The organism is Actinoplanes awajinensis subsp. mycoplanecinus, from assembly GCF_001509495.1.
GTDB classification, from domain to species: Bacteria; Actinomycetota; Actinomycetes; order Mycobacteriales; family Micromonosporaceae; genus Actinoplanes; species Actinoplanes palleronii.
Genome location: NZ_LLZH01000293.1, coordinates 31,648 through 57,412, shown reverse-complemented (window position 1 = coordinate 57,412; position 25,765 = coordinate 31,648). Strand labels below are relative to the sequence as shown.

Genomic DNA, 25,765 nt, shown 5'->3' with positions numbered 1-25,765 from the left:
GTCGTGCGTCCGCTGTGGTGCGGACCGTCGCTCCCGCCGGGACCCCTGCGGGCTTCGCTGGCCGCTACGCGTCCAGGACGCGAAGCCCTCCGGGGCGACGTCCGCGGGTGGTTGCGGTCACCCCCGGTAGCCGCATGACGACCCGGCGCTCCGGAACGCGCATCGGATTACGCCCGGGCTGCAACTCCCATGCCGTCTGCTGGACCGGTGAGCATCACCCGGGGGCGGTTCGCCCTGCTGGCTGCCGTCGCGATCGTGGCCTACCAGTTCCTGCCGGACACCGGCTGGTGGTCGGCCGGCTGGCAGGTCGGTGTCGGCTGGTCCGCCGCCGCCGCGATCCTGCTCGGCGCGCGCCGGCTGTCGCGCCGCGACCGTACGCCGTGGTGGTTCTTCGCCGCCGGCGTGTTCTGCAACGCCACCGGCATCGGGGTGGCCCGGGTCGCCCAGGACGTCTGGGGCCTGGTCTCGCTGCCCACCCCGGCCGACCCGTTCTTCCTCGGGCTCTACCCGGCCTGCGCCGCCGGGATCGCCCTGCTGATCCGCCGCCGCGACGAGTGGCGCAACTGGACCGCGGTGATCGACGCGGCCACCATCACCACCGGGGTCGGCCTGCTCGCCTGGGTCTACGTGATCGAGCCGGTGCACATCGGGTCGCAGATGGACCGGCTGGCGCACGCCACCCAGGCCGCCTACCCGCTCGGTGACCTGCTGCTGATCGCCCTGATGGCGCGGCTGCTGCGCGGCGGGGGCGGCCGCGGCACGGCGCTCTGGACGATGGCCGCCGCGCTGGGCGTGCTGCTGATCGGCGACAGCTCGTGGGTGGTGCTGGACAACCTGGGTGGCGCCGAACCCATCCTGGCCGAACTGCCCTGGCTCGGCCGGGTCCTCGAATCGGTGTTCCTGACGTCGTTCGTGCTGTTCGCGGTCGCCGCGCTCGACCCGGACGCGGCCCGCCTGGGCCGGACCGCGCAGGACCAGCCGGGCGCCCGGCTCGGCCCCGGGCTGCTGGTCCTGCTCACCGGCGCCGCCCTGATCGCGCCGGCCCTGCTCGCGAGCCAGGTCCAGGCCGGTCACGTGGTCAACGGCTGGAGCATCGTGCTCTGCTCCACCTCGGTGTTCCTGCTGGTGGTGGCGCGGATGTCCGGGCTGGTCCGGGAGGTGGAGCGGCAGGCCAGCCAGGTCCGGGCGCTGGCCCGCTCGGACGAGCTGACCGGGCTGCCGAACCGCCGGGCCTGGAACGACGAGCTGCCCCGCGCCCTGGAACGCGCCCGCCGCGACCAGCAGGTGATCGCCGTCGGGATCGTCGACCTGGACCGCTTCAAGCTGTTCAACGACACGTACGGTCACCCGGCCGGGGACCGGCTGCTCAAGGCGGCCAGCGCGGCCTGGCACGGCACGCTGCGCGACGTGGACCTGATCGCCCGGTTCGGCGGCGAGGAGTTCGTGGTGCTGCTGCCCGGCGCGGACGGCGCGGAGGGCCACGCGGTGCTGGGCCGGATGCTGGCGGTGACCCCGCAGGAGCAGACGTTCTCGGCCGGGCTGGCGGTGTGGGACGGCGAGGAGACCTCGGAGGAGCTGCTGCAACGGGCCGACGACGCGCTCTACCGCGCGAAGGCCGGCGGCCGCAACCGGATCGAGTCCGCCGAGGAGCATCACACGGCCGCGTGACGGGCGGCTTGGCCTAGATCAGATCGCGGACCCGGCGGCGCTGCGGGACCCCTAGATCAGGTCGCGGACCCGGCGGCGCTGCGGGACCGAGACGTCCGGGTCCAGGCACAGCCGGTCCCGGCCGTCGTGCTTGGCCTGGTAGAGGGCCGCGTCGGCGCGGGCCAGCAGGGCCACCTGGGTGATCTCGGTGACCGTCGCCGAGACACCCACGCTGACCGTCACCGGCAGCTCCCCGGTGACCGGCCGCCACGGGTGCCCGCCGACCGCCTGCCGCAGCTCGTCCAGCCGGAACGCCGCCTCGGCCACCCCCACCCCGGTCACCACCAGCAGGAACTCCTCGCCACCGAGGCGCGCCGCGAAGCCGGCCGCGTCCCGTACCCCGGGATGGAAGCCCGCCAGCAGACCGGCCACCGCGACCAGCACGCGGTCCCCGGCCTCGTGCGACAGCGTGTCGTTGATCCGTTTGAAGTGGTCCAGGTCGAGCATCGCCACGGTCACCGGGGAGCCCTCCGCGGCGGCCCGGCGCAGCAGCGGCGGCAGGTGCTCGTCCACGTAACGGCGGTTGCGCAGCCCGGTCAGCGGATCCCGGTACGCCTGCTCGCGGAACCACTCGGCCTGCCGCCGGGCCTCGGCCACCTCGAACAGCGCCTGCCGGTTGCGGGCCTGCGCGTCCCGCTGCGCCGACCGCAGCCGCTCCTGCGCGTCCTGGAAGTCGCGCAGCGCGTGGTAGGCCCGCTCGAAGTCCCCGCCGTCGGCGTGCAGCTCGGCCTGCTCGAGCCGCGCCTGCACCCCGACCAGGACCAGGCTCCGCTCCGCGCACAGCTCCCGGACCTTGTCCAGCGATCCCTGCGCGGCCGTCCGGTCACCGGCCCGGCGCTGCACGAACGCCAGCGTGAGCAGCAGGTCGGCCAGGGCGTCCGCCTCGTCCGCGCTGCCGGTGTCGTACGCCCGCAGCGCCTCCCGGGCCGCCGTCTCGGCCGCGCGGTGCTCGCCCAGCAGCGACTCCACCCGGGCCACCGTGTCCAGGGTGGAGAAGTCCAGTGTGCCGCCGGCGCTGCGCAGCCTGGCCAGCACGGCCCGGGACAGTTCCGGCTCGCCGCAGTCGTACTCGGCGTACGCGTAGTTGTTCAGCGCCATCAGCAGCCGGCGGGTCGAGCCGTTCGCCTGCGCCAGCGCGACCGCCTGCTCGTAGCGTTCCCGGGCGGCCGGCATCGAGCCGGTCTCGGCGTACGCGTCGGCCAGCTTGATCACGCAGGCGATCCGGCCGGACACCGGCGTGGTGTCGTCGAGCGCGGTCACGCACTGCAGCATGTGGTCGAGGTTCGCGGCCAGGTCACCCATCGCGCGGTAGAGCCGGGCCAGGATCCGGTGGGTGCGCGCCACCACCCGGCGGCACTCGTGCAGGGTCGCCCAGTCCAGGATCTCGGAGAGCGTCCGGGCGGCCGCGGCCAGCTCCCCGCGCCGTTCGATCACGTCGGCCCGCAGCAGCCGGGCGCGCCAGCCCAGCTCGGTCGCCCCGGCCGCGTCCTCGATCGCGGCGGCCTGCCGTGCGGCCGCGTCGACGTCGAAGGTGAGCGCGTCCTCGTACTCGTCGAGGACGAGGGCCATCGCGTCGAGATCCGCCATACCGGTCCTATCGGCGCCGGCCCGGAATGTCTGTGCGGTTCCGCCCCGGGAGCTACCGGTCGAGCAGGGCCGCGGCGTGCCGGCCGGCGGCCGCGGCGGCCAGGAAGTAGCCGTGGTCCTCGTCCAGCTTGCGGCCCATCGTGGAGAGCGGCACCGGGCTGGCCCGCAGCGCCGCGTCCAGGCCGTCCACCGGGACGCGGACCAGGCGGTGGCGCGCCGCGAGCGGCACCAGCGCCGCGTCGACCTCGGCGGCCAGGGCCGGTTCGAGACCCTCCGGCACCGGCAGGTCCGCCCGGATCAGGGCGACTTTCCCGTACGCGGTGAGGCTGTGGTGCGACACGCCACGGTGCCGCGCCCGCCCGTCGCCGTCGGAGATCCGCAGCGAGCCGACCGGGCGCCCGCCGAGCACCCCGATCGCGTTGACCGCCTCGCCCAGCGCCACCCCGGAGAACCCCCAGGTGGTGCCGGTGCCCAGATTGCCCGGCCCCTGCGCCACGATGGTGACGTCCGCGCCGAGCACGTGCCGCGCGGCGAGCAGCCCGACGTGCACCGTGCTCGCCTCCAGGTCCCCGCCGAACGCCTGCCCGGTGGTGACCGTCCCGGCCAGCCGCCCGGCCAGCCCGTCCAGCGTGCGGGAGAACCAGGCCGGCAGCGCCCCGCCGTCGGTCATCACGTACGCCACCCGGGCCGACGGCCGGTCGGCGTGCACACCGGCCAGGATCGCCGGCAGCGCCGAGTGCAGGTCCGCGGTGATCACCGGCATCCCGTCCAGGGACTCGGCGGTTTCCATGACTTTTCTGAAAACCGAGGCTTCCTCGTCCACACCGAGCAGGATCGGCTGCAGCGGGGTGTACCGGGCCTTGACCAGGTGACCGGAGTCGCGGGTGGCGCCGTCGTCGGCCGGGTCCGGGGGCAGCCGGTCCGGCAGGGCGACCACCAGGGCGTACCCGCCGGTGCCCAGGCCCATCACCAGCGCGCCGACGTTGAGCAGCACCCGGTCGCCGGGCGCCGGGTCACCGACCAGCGCCGGGTAGGCGAGCGCGCGCAGCAGCCCGTCACCGGTCTCGACGTCGAGTTCGATGGCTCCGCGCCAGCTGCGCCGTACCGACAGAACCGTCCCCGACCGCCACCGCACCATGCAGGCGACCCTATCGGTCCAGGCCACCGTCGACGTGGTCGCGTCCCGGCACGCCGCGGGTCGGGTCGAGGAAGACGTACCGGATCTCCGGGAACCGCTCCCGCAGCCGGCGCTCGGCCTCGTCCGACGCGGCCTCGATCTCGCGGCCCTGCGCGTTGTCGTCGAAGTCGACCTTGGCGGCGACCAGGATGTCGCCCGGCCCGATCTGCATGGTCAGCAGCGTCGGCACCGCGGTGACCACCGGGATCGACCGCAGGTCGGCGGCGATCTGGTTGTGGATCTTGCGGGGCACCGCGCGGCCGACCAGCAGCGACACGTTGCTGCGGGCCAGCACGAACGCGACCGCCAGCAGCAGCAGGCCGATCACGATCGAGGCCAGCCCGTCCCAGACCTCCGAGCCGGTCAGCTGGGCCAGGCCCAGCCCGGCGGCCGCGACGAGCAGGCCGATCAGGGCGGCCGCGTCCTCGAAGTACACCGCCTTGACCGTGGTGTCCGGGGTGAGGCGCAGGAAGCGGGCCGAGCTGACCTTCCACCGGCGGGACTCGTCGCGGACCTGGCGGCGGGCCTTCAGGAACGAGGTGCCCTCGGCCAGGAACGAGACCGCCAGCACGGCGTAGGCGACCAGGTAGTGGCCGCTGTGCTCGCCGCTGAGAATGGTGGCCACGCCGTGGTAGACGGAGAAGCCGGCGCCGCCGACGAAGGTGAACAGGGCGGCGATGAACGCCCAGACGTAGCTCTCCTTGCCGTACCCGAACGGGTGTTCCTCGTCTGCCGGTTTTCCTCCCCGGCGCAACGCCACGTAGAGGAACACCTCGGTGACCGTGTCGGCGAACGAGTGGGCGGCCTCGGAGAGCATCGCCGCGGACCCGGAGAGCATGCCCGCCACCAGCTTGGCGACCGCGATCACCAGGTTCGCCGCACCGGCCAGGACCACGGTGCCGACACTCTCGGTCTCGGCGGGCGGCCCGGTGTCGGGCAGGCCGGTGGGTGCGGTCTCGGGTTCGGGTGCGATCGTCACGACGGCATCGTTCCCCGCACCGGTCACGAATAACAGTCGGCGGGTGCGGGCTGCTAGGTTTCCTGTCGTGTCGCGCACTCGTACCGAGCGCCTGGTGAACCTGGTGATCTGCCTCCTGTCCACGCGGCGGTTCCTGACCGCCGCGCAGATCGCCGCGACCGTGCCCGGTTACGAGCACGACCCGTCGGACCCCCGGGACCACGAAGCCTTCCAACGCAAGTTCGAACGGGACAAGGCCGAGCTGCGTGAGCTCGGCGTGCCCCTGGAGACCGGCACCGCGAGCATCTTCGACCAGGAGCCGGGTTACCGGATCGCGCAGCGTGAGTACGCGCTGCCCGACATCCTGCTCGAACCGGACGAGGCCGCCGCGGTCGGCATCGCCGCGCGGCTCTGGCAGCACGCCGGTCTGGCCGCCGCCGCGTCGTCCGGGCTGGCCAAGCTGCGCGCCGCCGGTGTCGAGGTGGATCCGCAGGCCACCCTCGGGGTGGAGCCGGTGGTCACCGTCGACCCGTCGTTCGGCCCGCTCACCACTGCCGCCCGGGACCGCCGCGCGGTCAGCTTCAAGTACCGCGTCCCCGAGGTCGACGAGCCCAGCGCCCGCCGGCTGGAGCCGTGGGGCGTGGTCTGCTGGCGCGGCCGGTGGTATGTGGTCGGCCACGACAAGGACCGCAACGCGGCGCGCTGCTTCCGGCTGTCCCGGATCGTCGGCGACGTCCGCGCGGTCGGCCGCCCGGAGGCGTTCACCCCGCCCGCCGACCTCGACCTGATCAAGCACGTGGCCCGCAGCTCCGGGCCGATCGCCCGCAACGGCCGCGCCACGGTCACCGTCCGGCCGGGCCGGGCCGCCGGCCTGCGCCGGCTGGCCAGCGCCGTGGTCACCGCTCCGGAGGGCGACATCTTGACCATTTCGTACGGCGATCCGGAGTGGCTCGCCGCTCGCATCGCCGGGTACGGCCCGGACGCCCGCGCGGACAGCCCGCCGGAGCTGCGCGACGCCGTGATCCAGCAGCTCAAGGAGCTGGCGTCCCGGCACGACCGCAGCGTCGCGGAGGTGACGCGATGAGCACCCTGCGCACGCCGTCGGCGGACCGGCTCGGCCGGCTGCTCAACCTGGTGCCCTACCTGCTGGCCCGGCCCGGTATCCGGGTCGCCGAGGCGGCCGCCGACCTGGCCGTCACCGAGCGCCAGCTCCGCGAGGACCTGGAGCTGCTCTGGGTGTGCGGGCTGCCCGGGTACGGCCCCGGCGACCTGATCGACATGGCGTTCGACGGCGACACCGTGACGATCAGCCACGACGCCGGCATCGACAAGCCGCTGCGCCTCAACCCGGACGAGGCGCTCGCCCTGGTGGTGGCGCTGCGGATGCTCGCCGAGACCCCCGGGATCGGCTCCCGGGACGCCATCGAGCGGGCCCTCGCCAAGATCGAGAGCGCCGCCGGTGACCTGGCCGGCGCCCCGGTGGCGGTCAAGCTGCCGGCCAACCAGGAGCGGCTGACCGCGGTCCGGGCGGCGGTCGACTCCGGCAACGCGCTGCGGCTGACGTATTACACGGCCGCCCGGGACGAGACCACCGAGCGGGTCGTCGACCCGATGCGGATGCTGACCGTGGGCACGTTCGCGTACCTGGAGGCGTGGTGCCGGCGGGCCGAGGCGACCCGGATGTTCCGGATCGACCGGATCGACGCGTTCACCGTGCTCGACGAGCCGTCCCGGCCGCCGGTCGGTGCGGTGCCGCACGACATGAGCGACGGCGTCTTCCGGCCCGGCCCAGAGCTTCCGCTGGTCACCCTGCGGGTCAGTCGCGGCGGCCGGTGGATCACCGAGTACTACCCGGTCGAGGACGTGGTCGAGGAGCCCGGCGAGTGGCTGGTCACCATGCGGGTCACCGACCTGGGCTGGGCGCAGCGGTTCCTGGTCGGCCTGGGCCGCGACGTGACCGTCACCGGCCCGCCCGAGCTGGTCGAACAGATCCGCGCGGCGGCACACGCGGCCCTCGACCAGTACGCCGCGCCGCATGCCCTCGAAGCGGACCCGGCCACCGGCCGATAGGGTGACGCGGTGCTGATGTGGGTCTGGATCGCCGTCGTGGTCATCGCTGTGCTCGTGCTCGTCCTCGCCGGTCTGCGGCTGCTGGGCCGGTTGTCCGGGCTGAACCGGGCGGCTCGCCGGTTGCAGCTGCGTCAGGAGGAGGCGCTGCGCGTGCAGTCCGGCGCGGAGAAACTGCAGCAGACCGTGCTCGGCCTGCAGCAGCGCGCTGAGCAGGCACAGGACCACCTCGAACAGATCAAGGCCAACCGCGGCAAGTGAAGTGCGTCGTTAGCGCCCCGTTGTCCGGGCCGCAAAGCGGATCCGTAAGAATCTCGCAGGTTCCGGCATGCCGGATCGCCGGAATTGACACGTACGATGGACCCCGCAACCTGATCCGACCGACTTGGAGTCAATCCCATGGGCGCCCTCAAGCCATGGCACATCATCATTCTCGTCGTCGTGCTTGTGCTGCTGTTCGGCGCGAAGCGGCTGCCGGATGCGGCGCGTTCCCTCGGGCGCTCGCTGCGGATCATCAAGGCGGAGACCAAGGGTCTCGTTGATGACGGCAGCACCGACAACCTGGCGGAGAAGGCCGACGCGCAGTATTCGCGCCAGCCGATCCAGGGTGATGTGCAGCAGCCCGGTTACCAGCCGGGGTACCAGCAGCCGGGTTACCAGCAGCAGCCCCCGCCGGCGCCGCAGGGTTACCAGCCGCCGCAGCCGGGCTACCAGCCGCCGCAGCCGCCGCCGGCGCAGCCCTACGTCGACCCGGTGCAGCGCACCAACGACCGCTGACCCCGGGCGATGGCTTCTCTGAGCCTGCGCCGTAACAAGGGGCCGAGCAAGTTCGAGCAGGCTTCCGACGGCTCGATGACGCTCATCGAGCACGTCCGGGAGCTGCGCAACCGGCTCTTCATCGCCTCGATCGCGGTCGTCCTCGGCCTGATCGTCGGCTTCATCATCTCCCAGTGGGTCTTCGGCATCCTGAAGGCTCCGTACTGCGCGCTGCCCAGCTCGATCAACGACACCACCGGCAGCTGCGAGTTCATCACGCTGGCGGTCACCGACCAGCTGATGCTGCGGTTGAAGATCTCGCTGTGGGTCGGCCTGCTGGTCGGCGCGCCGGTCTGGCTCTTCCAGCTCTGGGCGTTCGTGGCACCCGGTCTGCACCGGCACGAGCGCAAGTGGGCCTACGTCTTCGTCGCGATCGCCGTGCCGTTGTTCAGCGCCGGCGTGGTGCTGGCCTACTTCGTGATCGGCCACAGCCTGGCCTTCATCATGGACGCCGGTGTGCTGGGCGCCCCGACCAAGCTCGAGGTCACGTCCTACGTCGGCTTCGTGATGAACATGCTGATGCTGTTCGGCATCGCGTTCGAGTTCCCGCTGTTGCTGCTGATGCTCAACTTCACCGGCGTGGTCTCGGCCAAGCGGCTGCTCAGCTGGTGGCGCGCGGTGGTCTTCCTGTCGTTCGCGTTCGCCGCGATCGCCACTCCCGACCCGGGCCCGTTCGGCATGAGCCTGCTGGCGGCCTGCATCGTCGCGCTCTACTTCGTGGCCGTCGGGATCTCGTTCCTCAACGACCGCCGCAAGGGTGTCGGCAAGGAGATCTACGCGGGCCTCGACGACGACGCGATCTCCACCCTCGAGGAGGAGCGTGTCCCGGTCGGCGCCTCCGACCCGATCGAGACGCCCACGCCGGTCGACGGACCCACCCCGGTGGAACGGCCTGCCTCGCTGGAGCGCCGCTTCGACGACATGACATAGCTGAACGGTGGCGAACGGTTTCATCGCGGTGCTGGCCAACCCCCGGGCGGGGCGCGGACGGCACCGCGGTGTGCTTCCCGGGGTGGTGCAGGCGCTCGGGGCTGCCGGGCATCCGGTGCGGCTCCTCGAGGCGGACAGCGGGACCGCTGCCGAGCAGGCCTGCCACCGGGCCGTGGACGGCGGGGCGGTGGCGCTGGTCGCGGTCGGCGGGGACGGCACCGTGCACCGGGTGCTGCAGGCCGTCGCGGGACGGGCGGTCGGGTTCGGGGTGGTGCCGGGCGGGACCGGGAACGACTTCGCGAGCGCTGTGGGCGTACCACATGATCCGCTGCAATCTGCGGAGGGGATCGCCGCGGCCCTGGTCGCGGACCGGGACCACCGGATCGACGCGGTCCGGACCGCCGACGCCGCCGGACGCGAACGCTGGTTCTGCGCGGTCCTGGCGGCCGGCTTCGACGCCCTGGTCAACGACCGCGCCAACCGGATGGTCTGGCCCCGCGGCCCGCGCCGCTACGACCTGGCGATCCTCCTCGAACTCGCCCGGCTGCGGGCCCGCACCTACACCCTCGAGGTCGACGGCGAGGTGCGGACCGTGCGGGCCGAGATCGTCGCGGTCGGTAACGCGGCCAGCTACGGCGGCGGGATGCGGATCCTGCCGGACGCCGACCCGGCCGACGGGCTGCTCGACGTGATCTGGGCCAGCCCGCTCGGGCGCACCGGGCTGACCCGGCTCAAACCCCGCCTGCGCGGCGGCACCCACGTCACCGATCCACGGGTCCACCTGCTGCGCGGCCGGCACGTGCGGGTCGTGGCCGACGGGATCATCGGGTACGCGGACGGGGAGCGGCTCGGCCCGCTGCCGCTGGACATGAAAGTTGTCCCGGGTGCGATCCGGTTGCTCTGTTGAGCCAAGGGTCAGATTCCCCCGGGGCGACCCGAATCTGAGGGCATGACGACGAACACGATCGCCCGCAGCGGCAACTCCTCGATGTCGGCCATGGCGAACTCGGTGCTCGGCAGCGCCCGCGAGGCGCTCAAGGCGATGGCCACCGCGGCGACCAGCGCGGAGTCCGGCACCGACGCGGCCACCCCGGTGACGGGCGGCAAGGGCCGCCGCGGCACCGTCCTCGACCGCTACCTCTGACGGCTAGACACAACCGGCGAGCGCGAGCGACGCGCCCAGCCCGTTGCTGCGGCCCGGCTCCGCGGCCGGCAGCACGAGAGTGGCGCAGCCGGCCTGGACCGCACCGGCGTCCGCCGCCGAATCTCCCACCATCAGTGTCCGGTCCGGATCAGCGCCGAGCAGACCGCAGGCGCGCAGGAAGATCGCCGGGTCCGGTTTCGTCCGGCCCACCTCATAGCTCAGCACGAACGTGTCGACCAGCGAGTCCAGGCCCCAGTGCGCGAAGTGCGGCCGGATGTCGAACCCGACGTTGCTGACCACCGCCACCTTGATCCCGGCGCCGTGCAGCGTGCGCAGCGTGGGCTCGGTGTCCGCATACGGCAACCAGCCGTCGGCGACCAGCAGCCGGGCGTAGAGCGCCTCGGCGAGGCCCACGACGTCGGTCTGCACGGTCGAGGCCAGCCCGGTGTACGCGGCCCGGTGGCTGTGCTCGTAGAGATCACGATCGGCCCAGTGCTCGGCCAGGTGCGGCGGCACCCGATAGGGCAGCGGCCCACCGGCGCGCCCGGCGGTCACCAGACGGTCGGCCAGGATGGTGGCCTTCGCTCGTTCGAGCTGCGCGCCACAGGCCGCGGCAGCCGCGACGACCCAGGTCACCGCGTCTTCCACCTGGGCGAGAGTGCCGTGGAAGTCGAACAGCACGGCCTCCACGAGCCGCGCGGACTGGGCAGGTTCGGTGGCATGCGGCACTCGTGCACCTTACCGATGCCCGGATCTCCGCCCGACGGCCACCACCGTGCTGCAAATTGTCATACGGGCGAACTAACCTGGTGTTCATGACTAGTCCCGCCGAACGGTATGCGGAATCCAAGCGGCGGGCGGCGCGAGTCGCCGAGTTCCCGGAGCTCACCGACTTCATGCTCGATGTCGGCTTCGACCTCGACGACTTCCAGCGGGCGGCCTGTGAGGTGCTCGAGCGCGGCAACGGCGTGCTGGTCTGCGCGCCGACCGGCGCCGGCAAGACGGTCGTCGGCGAGTTCGCGGTGCACCTGGCGCTCGCCTCGGGGCAGCGCAAGTGCTTCTACACCACGCCGATCAAAGCGCTCTCCAACCAGAAATACCACGACTTGGTCGACCGCTACGGCGCCGACAAGGTCGGCCTGCTCACCGGCGACAACGCGATCAACGGTGACGCCCCGGTGGTGGTGATGACCACCGAGGTGCTGCGCAACATGCTCTACTCCGGGTCGTCCGCGCTGAAGAACCTGGCGTATGTGGTGATGGACGAGGTGCACTACCTCGCCGACCGGTTCCGCGGCGCGGTCTGGGAAGAGGTGATCATCCACCTGCCGTCCTCGGTCACCCTGGTGTCGCTCTCCGCCACGGTGAGCAACTACGAGGAGTTCGCCGACTGGCTGGTCACCGTCCGCGGCGAGACCGAGGTGGTGGTCAGCGAGCACCGGCCGGTCCCGCTCTGGCAGCACATGCTCGTCGGCCGGCGGATGTTCGACCTGTTCCACGACGCCGACGCGGCGAAGAAACACGACGTGCACCCGGAGCTGCTGCGCTACACCCGCGAGATGGAACGCCGGATGGAGCTCGGCGAGCGCGCCAACACCGGGTGGAAGGGCGGCGGCAACCGGGGCCGCCGCTGGCAGCCGCCGCCGCGCCACGAGGTGGTCGACCGGCTGGACAAGGCCGGGTTGCTGCCGGCCATCCTGTTCATCTTCAGCCGGGCCGGCTGTGACGCCGCGGTCCAGCAGTGCCTCAACGCCGGCATGCGCCTGACCAACAACGAGGAGCGCGCCGCGATCCGGCAGATCGCCCAGGTCAAGGTGGCCAGCATCCCGGCCGAGGACCTCTCGGTGCTGGGCTATTGGGAGTGGCTCGACGGCCTCGAGCGGGGTGTCGCCGCGCACCACGCCGGCATGCTGCCCGCCTTCAAGGAAGCGGTCGAGGAGTGCTTCCTCAACGGCCTGGTCAAGGCAGTCTTCGCCACCGAGACGCTGGCGCTGGGCATCAACATGCCGGCCCGCTGCGTGGTGCTGGAGCGCCTGGTCAAGTTCAACGGCGAGGCGCACGTCGACCTGACCCCGGGGGAGTACACCCAGCTCACCGGCCGGGCCGGGCGTCGCGGCATCGACATCGAGGGCCACGCCGTGGTGCTCTGGAGCCCCGAGGTCGACCCGCGGCACGTGGCCGGGCTGGCCTCCACGCGCACCTATCCGCTGCGGTCCTCGTTCCGCCCGTCCTACAACATGGCGGTCAACCTGGTCGGCACGGTCGGCGCGGACAAGTCCCGCGAGCTGCTCGAGTCGTCGTTCGCCCAGTTCCAGGCGGACCGCTCGGTGGTCGGCCTGGCGCGGCAGGTGCAGCGCAACGTCGAGACCATGCAGACGTACGGCGAGGACGCCGCCTGCCACCACGGCGACTTCGACGAGTATTTCGGGCTCCGGGTCGCGATCGCCGACCGGGAGAAGTCGATGGCCCGGCAGGGTGTGGCGCAGCGCCGCTCGGCCGCCGTCGACTCGTTGGAGAAGCTCCGCGCCGGCGACGTGATCCGGGTGCCGAACGGCCGGCGGGCCGGGCTGGCCGTCGTGCTCGAGCCGGCCGCCAGCGGGTTCGGTGAGCCCCGCCCGCTGGTGCTCACCCAGGACCGCTGGGCCGGCCGGGTCAGCCCGGCCGAGTTCGGCGGCGAGGCCGAGGTGCTGGCCCGGCTCCGGGTGCCGAAGAACTTCAACCACCGCTCCCCGGGCGCCCGCCGCGACCTGGCCGCCCAGATCAGTGCGACCGGCCTGGACCGGCACACCGACCGCCGCAGGGGCGGCCGCAACCGTCCGGCCCCGGGTGAGGACGCCGAGATCGCGCTGCTGCGGGTGCAGATGCGCCAGCACCCGTGCCACGGCTGCCCGGAGCGGGAGGACCACGCCCGCTGGGCGGAGCGCCGGCACCGCCTGCTGCGCGACACCGACGCGCTGCGCGACAAGGTGGCCGGGCGGACCGGTTCGCTGGCCCGCACGTTCGACCAGGTCTGCGCGGTGCTCGCGGCCCGGGGCTATCTCTCCGCCGACGGCGAGGTCACCGAGGCCGGCCGGATGCTGGGCCGGATCTGGTCCGAGGCCGACCTGCTGGTCGCCGAGTGCCTGCGCCAGGGCGCCTGGGACGGCCTCGAGCCCGACGAGCTGGCCGCCGCGGTGTCCATGGTGCTCTACGAGTCCCGCCGCGAGGGTGAGGACCGCGCCTCGGTGCCGAAGGGCCCGATCGCCGCGGCCGTCGACGCCTGCGCCAAGCTGTGGGGCGAGATCGCGGCCGACGAGGCCGAGCACGGGCTGACCCTGACCCGTGAGCCCGACCCGGGCTTCGTCTGGCCGATCGTCCGCTGGGCCCGGGGCGAGCCGCTCGCCAAGGTCCTGGCCAGCGGCCACCAGTACGACGCGGACATGCCGGCCGGTGACTTCGTCCGGTGGGCGCGCCAGGTGCTCGACCTGCTCGGTCAGATCCGGGAGGCGTCGGCGGCGTCGCCGAGCGTCAAGGACACCGCCCGTAAGGCGATCACCGCGATCAACCGGGGCGTGCTGGCGTACCACAGCGGCCTCTGAGGAGCGGGGCCCGGAGCGGACCGGGCCCCAGGATCATCCGCGCATGATGAATCTGCGTTGACGGGGTCTTTGGGACAATTCAAGAATAGCGGGCGACAGTGATGGATGTCGTTGGAGCACGTCTGCCGGAAGAAGGTGACATGGCAGCGGACTCGCCACATCTGATCGGGTGGTCCGAGCCCGTGACCGACACCTCGGTGAAGGCCGTCATCGACCCGGACACCGCGATCATCGAGGTGACGCTGACCGGGCGCTGGGACCGGGAACTGTCCTGGAAGGCCCGTACCGTGCTGGACAAGTGCCTGGCCGAACACCCGACCGGCATGATCGTCGACCTGCACCGGCTCGCCGACCCGCGCGCGGTCAGCGTGCCGCTCTGGCTCACCCTGTGCGCGCAGGGCGCCGCCATGCAGCCGCCGATCGCGATCGCGGTGTGCCTGCCGGCGCCGATCCCGCTCGCCCGCCGGCTGCGGCGTCTCGGCGCCCGCGACTTCCTGGTGACGTACGCGTCGGTCCAGCAGGCCCACGCCGCGCTGGCCGACCGGCGCCCGCTGATCGACCGGATGCACCTTGCCCTGCCGCCCGACCCGGCCGCCGCGGCCCTGGCCCGGTCCCTGGTCAGCGACGCCTGCCGGGGCTGGGACCTCGCCCACCTGCGCCAGCGCGGCCTGCTGGTGGCGTCCGAGCTGGTGGTCAACGCCGCCGAACACGCCGGCACCGACATCGAGGTGATCGTGTCGCCGCGGGGCACCGGCGGCTCGGCGGCCCTGCACCTCGCGATCTACGACGGTCACCCGGCGCTGCCAGAGATCCGCGACCCGGTGCCGGGCCCACTCGGGCCGTCGCTCACCGACCGCGGTCTCGGCTTGCGGATCGTGGGAGCGGCGGCCTCGGCGTGGGGTGCGATGCCGGCCCGTGGCGGCAAACTGGTCTGGGCGATCCTCCGCGACCGCTCGGAGGGAGGGCGACATGAGCCCTGATCCGCCCGCTTTCGCGGGCACCCGGATCGCCGGCGCCCGCCAGGGCGACCGGTTGATGATCCAGTTGCAGGGCAGTCTGGACGCCATGTCGGTGACCGCCCTGCAGACCCAGCTCTACGACCTGACCAGGGTTTACGACGTGCTCGGCCTGGCCGCCCCGGTCCGCCAGATCCACATCGACGTGGCCGAGGTGGACTTCTGCGACGCGGCCGGCCTGCGGATGCTGGTGGCGGCCCGCTGCGTGGCCGGCGCCCGCAACGCCACCTGCCACCTGCGCAACCCCCAGCCACACCTGCGGTGGCTGCTCCGCGCCACCCAGGCCACCGACCTCTTCCGCCTCGACTGACCCCATCTCGGCGCGCCGACTTTTCGGTACGCCGACTTCTTGGTACGCCGACTTTTCGGTACGCCGGCGGAGCGCCCGTCCGCGGGTGGCCCGGACCGCCGCGCGTCTCACCGCCGCCGGCTGGCTTCCAGGGGTGTCTCCGAGGGTGCGAAGCACCCCTGAGCGCCAGCCGGGACCCGAACGCGCGCTGCGGTCCGGGGCGGCCGCGGTCTCGCGCGAGACCAGCCCGGGACTCGGCTCGTAGCCTGCGGTCGGGCGCTCCGTGTGCGTACCGAAAAAATGGGGTTGTCGGGCAGCTGACGGAGGTTCCGTGGGCCGGCTTCTAGCGTGAGGGGATGGCGGCTTCGCAGGAGCACATCACCGCCGGCACGCCGCGCGGTGCGACCTTGGTGGACGGTGGCGTGGCGTTCCGGTTCTGGGCGCCGGCCGCGCAGCGGGTGTACGTGGCGCTCGACGGCGTCTTCACCTACCTGCCCGACCCGGACGACGAGCTGGTCAAGGATCCGGCGACCGGGGACTGGACCGGGTTCTTCCCCGGCGTGGAGGCCGGCACGAAATACCGCTTCTACGTGCTCGGCACCGGCGGCGAGGGCTTCAAACGCGACCCGCAGGCCCGTGAGCTGGAGTTGTACGGATACCCCGAGTGTGACGCCCTGGTCGTCGACGACCGCGTCTACCCGTGGCACGACCGGGACTGGCGGCCGCCGGACTTCGCCGACCTGATCGTCTACCAGTTCCACGTCGGCGTGTTCGCGGCGAGTGACCGGTCCGGGCGCGACCGGCGGGCGCACCGCACCGCGAAGCTGCTCGACGCGGTGCAGCGGGTGCCCTACCTCGCCGATCTCGGGGTGACCGCGGTGCAGCCGTTGCCGGTCAACGAGTTCCAGGGGGAGTGGAGCCTCGGCTACAACGGCACCGACCTGTTCTCCCCGGAGATGGACTACTGCGTCGACCCGCAGGCGCTGGCGCCCTACCTGGACGTGGTCAACGAGCTGCTCGCCGCCCGCGGCGCCGGGCCGCTCAAGCACGAGCAGCTCGCCGGGCAGGCCAGCCAGCTCAAGGCGTTCGTCGACGTCTGCCACCTCTACGGCCTCGCGGTGATCTTCGACGTGGTCTACAACCACGCCGGTGGCGGCCTCGATCCGCAGAGCCTGGACTACATCGACCTGCCGGCCGGGCCGGGGCCGGACAACAACGCGTACTTCTCCGGGCAGATGTGGGCCGGTGGGCGCGTGTTCGCCTTCGACCGGGCGCCGGTGCGCGAGTTCCTGACCGCGAACGCGCTGATGTTCCTCGACGAGTACCACGGCGACGGGCTGCGCTTCGACGAGGTCACGGTGATCGACGCGATGGGCGGCAGGGGGTTCTGCCAGGAGCTGACCGGGACGCTGCGGGCGGCCAAACCGCAGGCCGTGCAGATCGCCGAGTACTGGGGGCAGGACCGCCGGCTGGCCGTGCAGCCGCCGCCCGGCGGGATGGGCTTCGACGTGCACTACGCCGACCGGCTGCGGGACGCGGTGCGCGGCGTGGTCGCCGACCGGGGCGCCGGGGTCGGGCGGATCGCGGACGGGCTGCGCGTCGAGGGGGAGACCTGGCGCTCGTACAACTGCCTGGAGAACCACGATCTGGTGCTGGACATGGACGATCACCGGGCGCCGCGGATCGCCCGGCTCGCCGACGGGTCGAACCCGCGGTCCTGGTATGCCCGCAGCCGCTCCCGGGTCGCCACCGGCCTGCTGCTGACCGCGCCCGGCCTCCCGATGATCTTCATGGGCCAGGAGTTCCTCGAGGACAAGCTCTGGTCGGACAGCCCGGGCCGCAGCGACCGGCTGATCTGGTGGGACGGCGCGCTCGGCGCGGACCGGCACATGGCCGACTTCCTGCGCTGCACCCGCGAGCTGATCCGGCTGCGGCGCGCGCTGCCCGCCCTGCGCTCCGAGGGCCTGGAGATCCTGCACGTCGACGAGGCGAACCGGGTCCTCGCGTTCCGCCGTGGCTCTCCCCGGGGCGAGGAGGTGACGGTGGTGCTGACGTTCAGCGAGTCGACGCTGTATGACTACCGGCTCGCCTTCCCGCGCCCGGGCCGCTGGCGGGAGGTCTTCAACAGCGACTACTTCGACCACTTCCCGAACCCGCAGGTCGCCGGCAACGCCGGGATGATCACGGCCGATCCGTGGGCCGCCATGACCATCCCCGCCAACGGTCTGCTGATCTTCAAGGCTGACTGACCGATGTCGCCCGGGAGCCCGTGGTGGTCTCGCGCGTCACCGCCGTCCCGGCTACGGCCAGGTCTTCGCCTCGGTGGCGAACAGATCACCCGAGCTCTGCACCGGCACCACGCAGAGCAGGTGCCCGCCCGGCGCCCGCAGGATCTTGTGGCCGCCGTGGTCGGTGGAGAGCTCGGCGCCCAGGCTCAGCAGCCGGGCGGTCTCCGCGTCGACGTCGTCGGTCTCGATGTCGACGTGGTAGCGGGCCGTGTCGTGCACCGCCTGCACGTCCACCGCCAGGCCCGGGAACACCCCGGCGATCCGGGTGAACTCCGGCTCCTCGGGGATCGGCTCGACGGCTCCACCGAGCGCCGAGGCCCAGAAGGTGCTCGCGGCGGCCGCCTCGCCCTCCGGGGTGTCCATGAACAGTCCGTACAACCGGCTTCGATGCATGCCGTCGACCTTAGTTGTAGAGACTGTCCAATTCGGCCTGGTACTGCTCCTCGACCACCCGGCGGCGCAGCTTCAGCGACGACGTCAACTCGCCGGTCTCGACGGTCAGATTGCGGTCCAGCACGGCGAACTTCTTGATCGTCTCCCAGGAGTTGAGCGTCTCGTTCAACCGGTCGACACATGTTTGAAGATCCGCGCGGAGTGCGGCGGACCCGGCGATCTCGGCGTAGGGCGCGTCGGCGAGGCCGTGCGCATCGGCCCACTTCGCGGCCTCGTCCGGGTCCAGGTCGATCAGCGCGGTGATGAACTTGCGCTTCTCACCGTGCACCACGAACTGGCCGGCCAGGGGGCAGATCGCCTTGAACCGGGCCTCGATCGCCTGCGGTGCGACGTACTTGCCGTTCGACGTCTTGATCAGGTCTTTCTTACGGTCGGTGATGCGCAACGAGCCACGCTCGGTGATCTCGCCGATGTCCCCGGTGTGCAGCCAGCCGTCGCTGAGCACGTCTTCCGTGTCGAGGCCGTGGTAGCCCTGCATGATGCCGGGGCCGTTGAGCAGGATCTCACCGTCCTCGGCGATCTTCACCCGGGTGCCGGGCAGCGGCATGCCGACCGTGCCGTACTCCGGGCGGTCCGGCCGGTTGAAGATGGTCGTCGCACACGACTCGGTGAGGCCGTAACCCTCCGCGATCGGCAGGCCGATCGCGTCGAACCAGCGGGCGATGTCCGGGGAGAGCGCGGCGGCGCCGGAGATGAAGTAGCGCATCCGGCCGCCGAACCGCGCCCGGACCTTCGCCAGGACCAGGCGGTCCGCCACCCGGAACCGGAGGCCGGATTTCTTGCGGTCCGCGACCCCGACGGCCCAGTTCAAGAGCAGTTTTTGTACGCCGGTGGACGCGCTGACCGCGGCGTACACCTTCTCGAAGATCCGCGGGACGGCCGGCATGATGGTCGGCCGGACCTCGCCGAGGCGCTGCACGATCCTGCTGACGTCACCGTCCACCGCGAACGGGAAGCCGACCGACAGCTGGCAGCTCAGCAGCGCCTTGCCGAACGCGTGCGACAGCGGCAGCCAGAGGTAACCCAGGTCGTCCGGGTGCACGATGCCCATCGCCTCGATCGCCAGGCCCTGGTAGATCCACGCGGAGTGGGCGACCCGGACACCCTTGGGCAGGCCGGTCGTGCCGGACGTGTAGATCAGGGTGGCCAGGTCGTCAGGTCGTACCCGAGAGGTTGTCGAGGTGACCCGGTCGGGATCGCCCTCCAGGAGCGTGCGGCCGAGCGCGCGCAGCGCGGCGAGGGTCTGTACCCGCGGATCGTCCGCGTCGCCGTCGATCAGCACCACCCGCTCGACCGGCGTGCCCTCGAAGAGGATCTTCGGGAGGTGCGCGGCGCTCTCCACGATCGCGAACCGGCTGCCGGAATCGGTCAGGATGTGCGCGACCTCTTCGGCCGACGACGACGGGTAGACCGTGGTGGTCGCGCCCCCGGCGCACATCACACCGAAGTCCGCCTCGATCCACTCGACCCGGGTACCGCTGGCAATCGCGACCCGGTCCTCCGGCTGCAGTCCGAGATCGATCAGGCCGGCGGCGATCTCGGTGACCGTCTGCGCGGTCTGTGACCAGCTCTGCGGCTGCCAACCGTCCGGGCCGGGGCGCAGGTAGGCGACGGCTTGCGGCTGCGTGGCGGCCCGCTCCAGGAACATGGCGCCGAACGAGGCGGGCTCGTGCTCACGCAGCCGTTTCAGCAGGTCCTGCTCGGCGGCCGGCGCGGTGCAGGTCTCGGTCATCTGGGCTCCTCCACCATCCGGGTCAGCCAGATCGTCAGTTCCGGTGCCAGGGCTAGTAGGTCGGTGGTGTCTTGGTGGTCGCTTCCGGTCGCGTTGTCGTCGGGCGCGGCGTCGTCTCCGCGCGGGTCGCCGCCGTTTCTGTCGCTTCCGGTCGTGCTGCTTCCGGTCGCGCTGTCGCGTCCGCTCGTGCTGTTTCCGGTCGTGCTGCCTCCGGTCATGCTGCTTCCGGGCGCGCTGCGTCCGCTAGTGCTGCTTCCGCTGTCCAAGGCGTCCGAGGCGATCTGGCGGAGGGCGTAGATCGCGCCAACGAAGGCGCTCAGCGGTGCGGCCGGACCGTCACCGGGAAACTTTTGTTCCCGCAGGTCACGGATGAATCCGGCGAGACGCTCGACGGCTTGGCGGCGGCGCTGCCGCGCCGGCCGCCCGAGGGCGTCCATCTCCACCTGGAACGCCCGGGCCGCGACCCGATCCCATTCCAGCGTCCCGAGGTAGGCCGTGACGAACCCGCCCACCACCCCGGCCCAGTCCCGGGCGGTCCCGGCGTCCGCGGCCAGCCGGGCCAGGAACACCTCGATGAACCGGTCGTAAGCCGCGTAGACGCAGGCGTCCTTGTCGGCGAAGCTCTCGTAGAAAGCGGCCCGTGACACCGCCGCCCGCGCGCAGATCTCCCGGACGCCGAAGCCCCGGTAGCCCTCGCCGGCCAGCAGCTCGGTCGCGGCGATCAGCATCTTCTCGCGCTGCGCGGTGCTGACCTGCTCGCGGGTGAGCTCGTGCCGGCCCCGGGGCAGCGACGGCGGGGTCGTGAAGACGACGCCACTGGCGATCCGGTCCGGCACGCTGGGTCCCATCTGAGTACGCGTTGTTACTCCAACCTTCCCACGCCGTTCTGCCGTCACCCGACAAGTCCTGCTCCGGACCCGGCAGGATGGGCTGGTGGAGACGGACCTGGAACTGGCCCAGCGGGCCGCACTGACCGGCGCGACCGAGGCGCTCCGCCACTTCGCGGTGATCGCCGACCTGCCGCAGGAGCGCAAGAAGGACGGCAGCGTGGTGACCATGGCCGACCGTGCCGTCGAGGACACCATCCGTGCCGTGCTGACCGCCGCCCGCCCGGCGGACGCGATCCTCGGCGAGGAACACGGCGAGACGGCGAGCGGCGGCAACGGCCGCCGCTGGATCATCGACCCGATCGACGGAACGGCACTGTTCGTCCGCGGCGACAACCGGTGGCTGGTGCTGATCGCCCTCGAGGTGGACGGCGAGGTCACCGTGGGGGTCCAGGTGGTCCCGGCGCAGGGCCTGGCCTGGTGGGCGGAGCGCGGCCGAGGCGCCTTCCGCGCCCGAGCCCTGTTCAACGCCGCAGCCCCTGCCTCCCCTGCCGGTCCCGCCGTTCCTGCCTCCGCCGTCCCCGCTGCTGCCGCCGCCCTCCTTGCGCCCTCTGTTCCGTCTTCCGCCTCTGGCGCTGACCCCCTCACTCCCGCCGTGTCCCTTGCCCCTTTCACCCCTTCTTCGGTTTCTGCCGATTCCCACTCCTCCTCGCCGGGCGTTCCTCCCGGGGGTTGGGGCGGGGTTGGTGCTGCCGAGCGGCTGGTCGACGTGGAGCGGATCCACGTGGCGGCCGCGCGCGACGGTGTGGCCGGGAGCCGGCTCGGGGTGGTGCCGCTGGACTGGGGGCGGGAGGTGGCCGAGCCGCTGCTCGGGGTGGCCGCCGAGCAGCCGTGGCCGGTGCACCCGCCGCTGCTGGTGGCGCAGGGTGACCTGGACGTGGCGGTGCAGACCAGTGGGCAGATCTGGGACTTCGCGGCCAGCTCGGTGATCATCCCGGAGGCGGGCGGGGTGTACCGCGGGCTCAACGGCCAGGAACGACCGGGCACGGGAGCCTTCGTGTTCGCCAGCAGTCCGCAACTGCTGGACGAGTCGCTGCGTCTCCTTCGCGGAGAAAACGTGGATATGCCAGTTTGATAGGTTTTTAAGCGGCTTAACGTGACCTCTTCTTCTGTGACTGGAGTGATCACGTGACCCCCTCTCTTGCCCGCCGTCACTGGGCCGGTCTCGCCAGCGCCACGGTGCTGATGCTCGGCGCGGTGACGGCCTGCGGCTGGCCCTGATCCTGCGCGGCTTCAACCTGGGCATCGAAGCCATCCAGCTGCTCCTGGTCACTCTGGCCCCACCGGCCCTGCTGGCCGCCATGCTCCCTGTCCAGCTCTTCCTGCGCCTGTCCAGCCCTTCCTGCGCCTGACCGGCGCCCCGCTGGCCGCCCTGGCCTCCAGAGGTTGGCTGGCCGCCCGCCTGGACCACCCCAACCCGATAGCACCCGCTGCCGACAACCTCGGCTCCCACACCCTCCTCATGCTGATCGGCCTGATCCTGGTAGCGGTCCTCGCCGGGGTAGCGGTCCTCGCCTGCGCCTGGGCCCCGACAAACACCCGCCACCAACCCGCCACCTGACACCCCTCCGGTCCCCGCTTCCCGCGGCCGCAGCTCATTCGCAGGTCTGTCGTCAGCACACCCGTTGCTGGCGGCAGACCTGCTTTTATCCAAAGCTGCCCACGATCTTCGCCACCCACCATTCTCGCGGCGACGCTCAAATGGGGAATCTGCCCCCTTTTGTCTCCAGTGGAACCCGGTGACGAGCGACGCCGTTGAATGTTAAATCCGCGAGATATGAAAAAGGCAGAGTCGGTCACCGAAAGGCGGACTCGTGCCGCCCGCCTGCCTTTCACGTCCTGGCCCGGCAGCCTGAAGAACCTGCTCGACTGGCTGGTCGACGGCGGCGAGCTGGCGGGGAAGGCGGCGGTGAGCTGACGGGGAAGGCGGCGGCCTGGCTGTCCGTTGTCGCGCCGGGCCGCGACGACGGCACCGGGTCGGCCCGCGACATTCCGGCTGGAACCGGGCCTGACAGCTGCTTGCTGGGCCGAGGCGTCCAGGATCGGGGCGTTGCCGGTGGGTCTGAGCTGGTCGGAATGTGTTGAGTGGTGGTCTGGGATAAGCCGGAACCGAGGCCGGGTCGGTGGGCGCAGGCCGGTCAGAGGAGGCGGGCGTTCCTTCGTCGATCGTGTCTGCCGGCATGTCGATCGTGTCGGGCGGCAGCTTTGGGTCAGGCTCGCTTGTGCGCGGGCGCTCGTGGTCGCCCGCGCAGGTGCGGCCGTGGGAGCGGGTCCAGGTGCGGGGTTTCTCGGTGCGGGGGACTGGCTGGCCTTCCGCCGGTCGGGGAGCCCGAGGCTGTGTGGTGCCCGGTGATGGCGGGGACGGCGGTCGGGTTGGAGCCGGCCTTGACGTGGCCGCTGGGCCGGGCGCGGCGCGGGACAGCTCTATGAGGCGCAGGCGCTCGGCGTGGCGGCGCTGCAGACCCCACTCGCGGTGTCGCTCGTGGTCGCGCCGGAACTTCTCGCTGGCAGCTGAGTACCTGCGCGAGGCGGTGCGGTCGCGCATCTCTTTGATTTCGGCCCTGGTGAACAACGATAGCTGTGTCATGCGTTCATTCTTCCGGACCGTCAATGCGTCATGTCAGTATTCGATCATGCCATTCTCTAGGTTTCCGCAATCATGTTCCGCGTCTTAGGGGCGGTAAGAGTGCGCATTATTTGGCAGTGCGATTTAATGGCGATCATGATGCGGTTCTGCAAGTATTTGGTTGTCATTTAAATCGCGGTTCGTCCGGTGGACTGGGGGCGCGGCGACCGCGGAAGGCTGGGCTGGCGATGGATGAGGCCAGCGCGCGCCTGGCCGGTGGGGCAGGTGCCGTGCCGATGGGCGGGTCGGGTGCTGGTGGCAGGGCGGCGGGTCGGGTGCTGATGGCCGGGCGCGCGCCAGGATCAGCGCTGCGCTGGGATCAAAGGTGCGCCGCGTTCAGGGCAGTGCCGGAGCCAGGGCGGCGGGGGCCCGGCGGCGCCGGGGAAAGGCTGCTTCAGAGTCTGGGCTGCGCTGGGGCTGAAGGTGGGCTGGGTTCTGAGCGGCGCCGGGTTCTGAGCGGTCCCGGGGGGCAGGGCTGCGTCGGTTCCGGAGGTGCGTGGGGTTCGGAGGTGCGTGGGGTCCGGAGGTGCGTCGGGATTGGAGCGGCGCGGGGGTTATCGGCGAGCTGGAGGACAGGAGCGCCCCTGGCTTCGGGGGTGCGCTGAAGCCAGGGGCGCGTTGGAGGTCGGAGGTGCATTGGGTTGCGGAGGATGCGCCGGGGTCAGTGGTGGGCTTGATGGTCAGGAACGCGTTGAGATCAGAGTTTGCTGAGGTCAGGGGCGCGTTAGAGGCCGTTGGTGGCTGGACTTGGTGAGGTGGTCAGATTCGAGCGCCGGGATCAAGGGCCGGGATCATGGGCTGGGATCGGTGGTGGGCCGGGGTCGGGGAGGCTGGTTTTGTGCGGGGATCGGGGGGTGGTGGCGGCTAGTGGGTGCCAGGCTGCGATGGCTACCGTGACCATGGCGGACGCTGCGAGCCAGAACGGTGTGGTGATTCCCCAGAACTGGGTCAGCACCGCGCCGAGCAGCCAGCCGAGGGCCGCGCCGCCGGTTTCCAGCAGGGCGTGGACGCTGCCGACTCGGCCTCGCAGACGGTCCGGCACGATGCGCTGCCGGATCGATGAGGCCAGTACGCCCCATACCGTCGTGTGCACTCCGAAGATCACGATGGCGCCGCCTGCTACCAGGGGGTTCGTGGTGATCGCCAGGGTCAGGTGGGTGAGCGCCTCGACGATCAGGCCGGCGCGCAGGACGGTAGCGGTCCCGAAGCGGTGGGACAGCCGGGTCGCGAGGCCGGCGCCGGCCAGGCCGCCGACCGCGAACGTGGTGAGGAGGAAGCCGTAGCCGATGTCGGACAGGCCGAGGCGGTCCCGGGCATAGAGCACGAAGACCGCGAAGGCCGCGCAGAAGGCGACGTTCGCGACGCCCATCGCCAGGGTGAGGACCCGCAGCAGGCGATGCTGCCAGAGCCAGCGCAGGCCCTCGGCGATGTCCGCCCGCAGACCGCGCACCGGTTCCGGCGCGGCGGGGTTGCTGTCCGCGGACGGGGTGGTTTCCGGGCTTGTCGTGGAGGGGGTGCGGTGGGCCGGCGGGTTGTGGACCGGCAGCGGGGCGCGGTCCGTGGTCGGTGCTGAAGGGCGGCTGCCGTTCGGTGCGGCAGGGTCCTGGTCTGCAAGCTGGTCGCGGGGCGCGGCTGGTGTGCGGGGATTGCAGTCCGGTGGGGAGGGATTGCTGGTTGGCGGCAGGGGAGCGCGGTAGTGCGGGGACGGGATCGGAGGTGTGGCTGAGCGACTGCGGGCGGACAGGGTGGTGATCAGGGCTGCCGCAGCCACGAAGCTCGCGGCGTCCAGGCCGAACGGGATTGCTGCGGCCGTGCCGTAGAGCCAGGCGCCGAGAGGTTTGGCGGCGAACTGGTTGGCGACGGTGAAGGTGGCGCTGAGGCGGGCGTTGGCGCGTTCCAGGTTCTCCGGTGGGACGACCGACGGGAGCAGGGCGCCGTAGGCGGTGTCGGCCAGGGTTTCGCCGATGCCCAGGAGGAACCAGGAGGCGTAGACCAGCGGGACCGAGGCGGTGCCGGTGGCCACCGCCAGGGCCACCACCGTGAGGATCGCGCCGCGGAGCAGGTTGACCGTGACGAGCAGGCGGTGACGGTCCAGACGGTCCACGAATGCGCCGCTGAGAAGCGCGAACAGCAACCAGGGGAGTTGCGCGGCGAAGGCGCCGCCGGCGATCAGCGCGGGATTGTCGCTGAGCGTGGCGAGCAGCAGCGGGCCGGCCACCATGGTGACCCCGTCGCCCAGGTTGGAGACCGCCGTGGCGGTCCAGAGACGTGCGAAACCCGCGCCGAGGCGCGGGCGTAGCAGGGCAGGCAAAAGTGCTCCTCGAGCCAAGGATGAACGGTCGGTGAGGACCGCTCGCGGCGAGGAGGCGGCGCCGGACGGCGTCTAGCGGACGGCGCGCTCCCGCGGCGAAGCGGCGACCGTGTCCATGTGGAGGCGCATGCTCACTCCTTCATCTAAGAACGAACCCCGCGACGAGGCGGGAGGACGAACCCCGCGACGAGGCGGGAGG

22 protein-coding genes are annotated in these 25,765 nt (G+C 71.9%); 14 read left to right on the top strand and 8 right to left on the bottom strand.

Annotated features, from left to right (window positions below; all coding sequences use genetic code 11):
* The first annotated feature begins 207 nt into the window (after positions 1 to 207).
* Positions 208 to 1,668, top strand: coding sequence for a GGDEF domain-containing protein (locus tag ADL15_RS33380; RefSeq protein WP_232344716.1), 1,461 nt, complete (start codon positions 208 to 210; stop codon positions 1,666 to 1,668).
* 51 nt (positions 1,669 to 1,719) lie between these two features.
* Here ADL15_RS33380 and ADL15_RS33375 read toward each other — a convergent pair whose 3' ends face one another.
* The 3 genes from ADL15_RS33375 to ADL15_RS33365 are packed head-to-tail and all read right to left on the bottom strand — an operon-like array spanning position 1,720 to position 5,450.
* Entirely contained in the window at positions 1,720 to 3,294 is a 1,575-nt protein-coding gene (locus ADL15_RS33375) for a GGDEF domain-containing protein (RefSeq protein ID WP_067699471.1), read from the bottom strand.
* Positions 3,295 to 3,346: 52 nt separating this feature from the next.
* Positions 3,347 to 4,432 carry a DUF3866 family protein gene (locus ADL15_RS33370; RefSeq protein WP_067699469.1) on the bottom strand — a complete coding sequence of 362 codons (1,086 nt, stop codon included), beginning with the start codon at positions 4,430 to 4,432 and terminating at the stop codon, positions 3,347 to 3,349.
* A gap of 10 nt (positions 4,433 to 4,442) precedes the next feature.
* Positions 4,443 to 5,450 carry a cation diffusion facilitator family transporter gene (locus ADL15_RS33365; protein WP_083972075.1) on the bottom strand — a complete coding sequence of 336 codons (1,008 nt, stop codon included), beginning with the start codon at positions 5,448 to 5,450 and terminating at the stop codon, positions 4,443 to 4,445.
* Positions 5,451 to 5,517: 67 nt separating this feature from the next.
* On the opposite strand from ADL15_RS33365, the gene ADL15_RS33360 reads away from it, so the two are divergent.
* The 7 genes from ADL15_RS33360 to ADL15_RS33330 all read left to right on the top strand — a co-directional run bounded on the left by ADL15_RS33360 (position 5,518) and on the right by ADL15_RS33330 (position 10,386).
* Positions 5,518 to 6,513 (top strand): helix-turn-helix transcriptional regulator, encoded by a 996-nt coding sequence (locus ADL15_RS33360; RefSeq protein WP_067699467.1) that lies wholly within the window; start codon positions 5,518 to 5,520, stop codon positions 6,511 to 6,513.
* The gene (locus ADL15_RS33355; protein ID WP_067699465.1) at positions 6,510 to 7,499 is read left to right on the top strand and encodes a helix-turn-helix transcriptional regulator; all 990 of its coding nucleotides are present in this window, start codon (positions 6,510 to 6,512) and stop codon (positions 7,497 to 7,499) included. Before ADL15_RS33360 ends, ADL15_RS33355 begins: the two co-directional genes overlap by 4 nt.
* Before the next feature lie 15 nt (positions 7,500 to 7,514).
* Positions 7,515 to 7,757, top strand: a complete 243-nt coding sequence (locus ADL15_RS33350; RefSeq protein WP_067699510.1) for a hypothetical protein — start codon at positions 7,515 to 7,517, stop codon at positions 7,755 to 7,757.
* 138 nt (positions 7,758 to 7,895) lie between these two features.
* Positions 7,896 to 8,273, top strand: coding sequence for a Sec-independent protein translocase subunit TatA (gene tatA / locus ADL15_RS33345; protein WP_067699463.1), 378 nt, complete (start codon positions 7,896 to 7,898; stop codon positions 8,271 to 8,273).
* 9 nt (positions 8,274 to 8,282) lie between these two features.
* On the top strand, positions 8,283 to 9,242 hold the full coding sequence (gene tatC, locus ADL15_RS33340) for a twin-arginine translocase subunit TatC (protein ID WP_067699461.1): 960 nt from the start codon (positions 8,283 to 8,285) through the stop codon (positions 9,240 to 9,242).
* A gap of 7 nt (positions 9,243 to 9,249) precedes the next feature.
* A complete protein-coding gene (locus tag ADL15_RS33335) occupies positions 9,250 to 10,149 on the top strand; it encodes a diacylglycerol/lipid kinase family protein (protein ID WP_067699459.1) in 900 nt (299 codons plus the stop codon).
* Between the two features lie 42 nt (positions 10,150 to 10,191).
* Complete coding sequence (locus tag ADL15_RS33330) at positions 10,192 to 10,386, top strand: hypothetical protein (protein WP_067699457.1); 195 nt, start codon at positions 10,192 to 10,194, stop codon at positions 10,384 to 10,386.
* Between the two features lie 3 nt (positions 10,387 to 10,389).
* Here the strand turns inward: ADL15_RS33330 and ADL15_RS33325 are convergent, their stop codons facing one another.
* Positions 10,390 to 11,115, bottom strand: coding sequence for an HAD family hydrolase (locus ADL15_RS33325; RefSeq protein WP_067699456.1), 726 nt, complete (start codon positions 11,113 to 11,115; stop codon positions 10,390 to 10,392).
* 86 nt (positions 11,116 to 11,201) lie between these two features.
* On the opposite strand from ADL15_RS33325, the gene ADL15_RS33320 reads away from it, so the two are divergent.
* The 4 genes from ADL15_RS33320 (at position 11,202) to ADL15_RS33305 (ending at position 17,518) form a co-directional block, all read left to right on the top strand.
* Positions 11,202 to 13,964, top strand: a complete 2,763-nt coding sequence (locus ADL15_RS33320; protein ID WP_067699508.1) for a DEAD/DEAH box helicase — start codon at positions 11,202 to 11,204, stop codon at positions 13,962 to 13,964.
* A gap of 140 nt (positions 13,965 to 14,104) precedes the next feature.
* On the top strand, positions 14,105 to 14,944 hold the full coding sequence (locus ADL15_RS33315) for an ATP-binding protein (RefSeq protein WP_067699454.1): 840 nt from the start codon (positions 14,105 to 14,107) through the stop codon (positions 14,942 to 14,944).
* Complete coding sequence (locus tag ADL15_RS33310) at positions 14,934 to 15,290, top strand: STAS domain-containing protein (RefSeq protein WP_067699452.1); 357 nt, start codon at positions 14,934 to 14,936, stop codon at positions 15,288 to 15,290. Before ADL15_RS33315 ends, ADL15_RS33310 begins: the two co-directional genes overlap by 11 nt.
* Positions 15,291 to 15,625: 335 nt before the next feature.
* Positions 15,626 to 17,518 (top strand): alpha amylase C-terminal domain-containing protein, encoded by a 1,893-nt coding sequence (locus ADL15_RS33305; protein WP_067699450.1) that lies wholly within the window; start codon positions 15,626 to 15,628, stop codon positions 17,516 to 17,518.
* Positions 17,519 to 17,569: 51 nt separating this feature from the next.
* On the opposite strand, the gene ADL15_RS33300 is transcribed toward ADL15_RS33305, so the two are convergent.
* The 3 genes from ADL15_RS33300 to ADL15_RS56615 are packed head-to-tail and all read right to left on the bottom strand — an operon-like array spanning position 17,570 to position 20,590.
* Positions 17,570 to 17,950, bottom strand: a complete 381-nt coding sequence (locus tag ADL15_RS33300; RefSeq protein ID WP_067699448.1) for a VOC family protein — start codon at positions 17,948 to 17,950, stop codon at positions 17,570 to 17,572.
* A gap of 10 nt (positions 17,951 to 17,960) precedes the next feature.
* Positions 17,961 to 19,742, bottom strand: coding sequence for an AMP-dependent synthetase/ligase (locus ADL15_RS33295; protein ID WP_083972073.1), 1,782 nt, complete (start codon positions 19,740 to 19,742; stop codon positions 17,961 to 17,963).
* Entirely contained in the window at positions 19,739 to 20,590 is an 852-nt protein-coding gene (locus ADL15_RS56615) for a TetR/AcrR family transcriptional regulator (RefSeq protein WP_083972072.1), read from the bottom strand. The genes ADL15_RS33295 and ADL15_RS56615 overlap by 4 nt, the downstream gene beginning before the upstream one ends.
* An 85-nt stretch (positions 20,591 to 20,675) precedes the next feature.
* Between ADL15_RS56615 and ADL15_RS55830 the strand changes: the two genes are divergently transcribed.
* Both ADL15_RS55830 and ADL15_RS54570 read left to right on the top strand, forming a co-directional pair.
* Positions 20,676 to 21,704: an inositol monophosphatase family protein gene (locus tag ADL15_RS55830; protein ID WP_232344714.1), complete on the top strand. Its 1,029-nt coding sequence runs from the start codon at positions 20,676 to 20,678 to the stop codon at positions 21,702 to 21,704.
* Positions 21,705 to 22,406: 702 nt separating this feature from the next.
* Positions 22,407 to 22,547, top strand: coding sequence for a hypothetical protein (locus tag ADL15_RS54570; RefSeq protein ID WP_198171116.1), 141 nt, complete (start codon positions 22,407 to 22,409; stop codon positions 22,545 to 22,547).
* 1,486 nt (positions 22,548 to 24,033) lie between these two features.
* Here the strand turns inward: ADL15_RS54570 and ADL15_RS33275 are convergent.
* Positions 24,034 to 25,476, bottom strand: a complete 1,443-nt coding sequence (locus ADL15_RS33275) for an MFS transporter (RefSeq protein WP_449369310.1) — start codon at positions 25,474 to 25,476, stop codon at positions 24,034 to 24,036.
* Positions 25,477 to 25,765: the final 289 nt, after the last annotated feature.